The sequence below is a fragment of the Streptomyces ureilyticus genome (assembly GCF_011045025.1).
In the GTDB taxonomy this organism is placed as follows: domain Bacteria; phylum Actinomycetota; class Actinomycetes; order Streptomycetales; family Streptomycetaceae; genus Streptomyces; species Streptomyces ureilyticus.
Genome location: NZ_JAAKZX010000436.1, coordinates 1 through 2019 on the forward strand (window position 1 = coordinate 1; position 2019 = coordinate 2019).

Genomic DNA, 2019 nt, shown 5'->3' on the forward strand with positions numbered 1-2019 from the left:
TATCGCCGTGCCCACGTACAGGACGCGGGGGCGGCGGCCGTGAACGCCGGAGAGTTCGACCGCGTGGTGTACCAGGGCGTCGAACGTCACCATGGTCCGGCCGCCGCCGGCTCGGTGGCCGCCGGAGGTGGCGAGGATGGTGGGCTCCCGCCCGTTCACGGGAGAAGGGGGAGGGGTCGTCGCGGGGGCGGTCATGGCAGGGCATCCTAACTGCCCACGTCAGAACAGCAGTTAGTCGTTCTCCTCCGGGTCCCAGTCCAGCAGTCGTACCTTCGCCACCGTGCGGACGTGGCGTCGCATCGCCGTGGCCGCCTGGCTCGGGCGGCGGTCGGCGATCGCGTCGAGGATCGCGTGGTGCTGGGCCAGGGAGCGGGTGGGGCGGCCCGGCTGGCGGAGGGACTCGTTGCGGCTCTCGGTGATCTGGTCGGCGATGGAGCGCATGAACTCGGCGAGGATGCTGCTGTGGGCCGCCGCCGTGACCGCGGCGTGGAAGAGCCGGTCGCCCTCCACTCCGTGGGCGCCCTCCTCGATCTCGCGTGCCATGTGGTCGAGGGCCGCGCGGATGGCGGCGAGATCGTCGTCCGTGCGGCGCTCGGCGGCGAGTTCGGCGAGCTTGGTCTCCAGGGCCTCGCGGGCTTCGAGTACGTCGGGCAGGCGCCGACGGCGTTCGACGAGCCGCTCGACGGGTTCGACGTCGAGGCTGTCGCGGACCAGGTACGTACCTCCGCCGTGCCGGGCCTCGACCAGGCCCTGGACCTCCAGGACCACGATGGCCTGCTTCACCGAGGCGCGGCTGACGCCGAGGCGGGCCGCCAGGTCGCGCTCGGGCGGCAGACGGTCACCGGCGCGCAGACCGCCCTCGGCGACGTACTGGCGCAGCCGCTCCAGCACCTGCTCGTAGAGGCGCTGTTTCGTCATGGGGCGCAGGGCTTCGGTCATGGGGTCCCCCTTCGTCGGGAGCGTAACACCGTGAAGCCAGTGGCCCACTGGCTGAGCCAATTCCTGCGCGACCCCTTGACGTGCGCCCGGGTCGCGCCCACGCTGTCCAGCGACCAAAGTGGTTCAGCCACTTGGCCAATCAGCCAGCCCTCTATGCCGCTCCGGGGCCCAAAGACGGGAGCCCGTATGTCCGCCGAACTCATATCGATCCTCGTACTCGTCGTGGTGTTCGTGATCGCCACCACCCGCTCCATCAACATGGGCGCCCTCGCCTTCGCCGCCGCGTTCGGCGTCGGCGAACTCGTCGCCGAACTGAACGCCGACGAAATCTTCGCGGGCTTCCCCGGTGACCTCTTCGTCGTGCTCGTCGGCGTGACGTACCTGTTCGCGATCGCCCGCGCCAACGGCACCACCGACTGGCTCGTGCACGCCTCGATCCGGCTCGTACGCGGCCGGGTCGCGCTGATCCCGTGGGTGATGTTCGTGATCACGGGGGCGCTGACCGCGATCGGCGCGGTCAGTCCGGCCGCGGTCGCCATCGTGGCGCCGATCGCGCTGAGCTTCGCGGCGCGGTACGGGATCAGCCCGCTGCTGATGGGCGCGATGGTGGTGCACGGGGCGCAGGGCGGCGGCTTCTCGCCGATCAGCATCTACGGGTCGATCGTCAACGGGATCGTGGAACGGGAGGAACTGCCGGGCAACGAGATCGCCCTCTTCCTGGCCTCCCTGTTCGCCAACCTGGTCATCGCGGGTGTGGTCTTCGTGCTCTTCGGCGGGCTGAAGCTGTGGGCGCAGGGGGCGGTGCCGCTGGACGGGCCCTCCAAGGACGCGTCCAAGGGCTCTTCCGACAAGGGCGACCTTCCGGAGGGCGGTTCCGGCCCGCAGCCCACCGGTACCGGTACCGGCGCGGGAAGCGGCACCGGTACCAACACCGCCGTAGCCACCCGCCCCGACGCACCCGCCGCACATGCCCGGCTCCCTCCAGCCGGTCGAGCAGCGAAGTGGTCCCGGCCGAATTGAGCCCGAGCGCAGTACCGAGCCGCCCGGCCGTCATCTCCTCGTCGGCGCGGGAGGCATCCA

At 70.9% G+C, this 2019-nt stretch carries 1 protein-coding gene and 3 pseudogenes; 1 reads left to right on the forward strand and 3 read right to left on the reverse strand.

The features are described from left to right. Together G6048_RS47905 and G6048_RS47910 are read right to left on the reverse strand one after the other, a co-directional pair. Positions 1–195: pseudogene (locus tag G6048_RS47905) on the reverse strand (peptidase E); the annotation flags it as partial. 36 nt (positions 196–231) lie between these two features. Beyond that, positions 232–939, reverse strand: a complete 708-nt coding sequence (locus G6048_RS47910) for a FadR/GntR family transcriptional regulator (protein ID WP_165345871.1) — start codon at positions 937–939, stop codon at positions 232–234. A 186-nt stretch (positions 940–1125) separates the two neighbouring features. Between G6048_RS47910 and G6048_RS47915 the strand changes: the two are divergent. Further along, positions 1126–1743, forward strand: a pseudogene (locus tag G6048_RS47915) (SLC13 family permease); the annotation flags it as partial. Positions 1744–1891: 148 nt separating this feature from the next. Here the strand turns inward: G6048_RS47915 and G6048_RS50770 are convergent. After that, positions 1892–2019, reverse strand: a pseudogene (locus tag G6048_RS50770) (MarR family transcriptional regulator); the annotation flags it as partial.

Bases quoted from the DNA above. Each gene is read 5' to 3' on its own strand.
- G6048_RS47910 (WP_165345871.1), bottom strand. From the start codon at position 939: ATGACCGAAGCCCTGCGCCCCATGACGAAACAGCGCCTCTACGAGCAG.